This window comes from Robertmurraya korlensis NBRC 107688 (genome assembly GCF_001591645.1).
Taxonomy (GTDB): Bacteria; Bacillota; Bacilli; order Bacillales; family Cytobacillaceae; genus Robertmurraya_A.
This window is the reverse complement of the sequence record NZ_BCVH01000063.1, coordinates 1-637: the sequence shown is the minus strand read 5'-3', so window position 1 is coordinate 637 and position 637 is coordinate 1. Positions and strand designations below refer to the sequence as shown.

6 tRNA genes are annotated in these 637 nt (G+C 46.0%); all 6 read left to right on the top strand.

Going from position 1 to position 637, the window contains the following annotated elements:
- Positions 1–50 precede the first annotated feature (50 nt).
- The 6 genes from BKO01S_RS23685 to BKO01S_RS23660 all read left to right on the top strand — a co-directional run bounded on the left by BKO01S_RS23685 (position 51) and on the right by BKO01S_RS23660 (position 591).
- Positions 51–134 (top strand) — tRNA-Tyr (locus tag BKO01S_RS23685).
- A 4-nt stretch (positions 135–138) separates the two neighbouring features.
- Positions 139–212 (top strand) — tRNA-Trp (locus BKO01S_RS23680).
- Between the two features lie 13 nt (positions 213–225).
- Positions 226–301 (top strand) — tRNA-His (locus tag BKO01S_RS23675).
- 57 nt (positions 302–358) lie between these two features.
- Positions 359–433, top strand: a tRNA-Gln gene (locus tag BKO01S_RS23670).
- 3 nt (positions 434–436) lie between these two features.
- Positions 437–511: transfer RNA gene (locus BKO01S_RS23665), tRNA-Gly, on the top strand.
- A 6-nt stretch (positions 512–517) separates the two neighbouring features.
- A tRNA-Cys gene (locus tag BKO01S_RS23660) sits at positions 518–591 on the top strand.
- The last annotated feature ends 46 nt before the right edge of the window (positions 592–637 follow it).

The following is a 637-nucleotide window of genomic DNA, read 5'->3' as shown; positions in this document are numbered from 1 at the left end:
CCATTATTCATTAACAAGATATATTGTATATGAATATGATAGATTCATACGGAGGGGTAGCGAAGTGGCTAAACGCGGCGGACTGTAAATCCGCTCCCTTGGGTTCGGCGGTTCGAATCCGTCCCCCTCCACCATTTTAGGGGTATAGTTTAAAGGTAGAACGAAGGTCTCCAAAACCTTTGGTGTGGGTTCGATTCCTACTACCCCTGCCAATCTTTAATTATGGCGGTTGTGGCGAAGTGGTTAACGCATCGGATTGTGGTTCCGACATTCGTGGGTTCGATTCCCATCAGTCGCCCCATTAATTATTCATGTAAAGCGGGTTATCCGCATATTAATAATAAAGTAGTATCTACAATGGGCTATAGCCAAGCGGTAAGGCAACGGACTTTGACTCCGTCATGCGTTGGTTCGAATCCAGCTAGCCCAGCCATTTGCGGAAGTAGTTCAGTGGTAGAATACAACCTTGCCAAGGTTGGGGTCGCGGGTTCGAATCCCGTCTTCCGCTCCAATTTTTGGCGGCATAGCCAAGTGGTAAGGCAGAGGTCTGCAAAACCTTTACCACCGGTTCGAATCCGGTTGCCGCCTCCAATTATTACACCTATGAATACTTTTTAATATAATTTAGTTATAATAC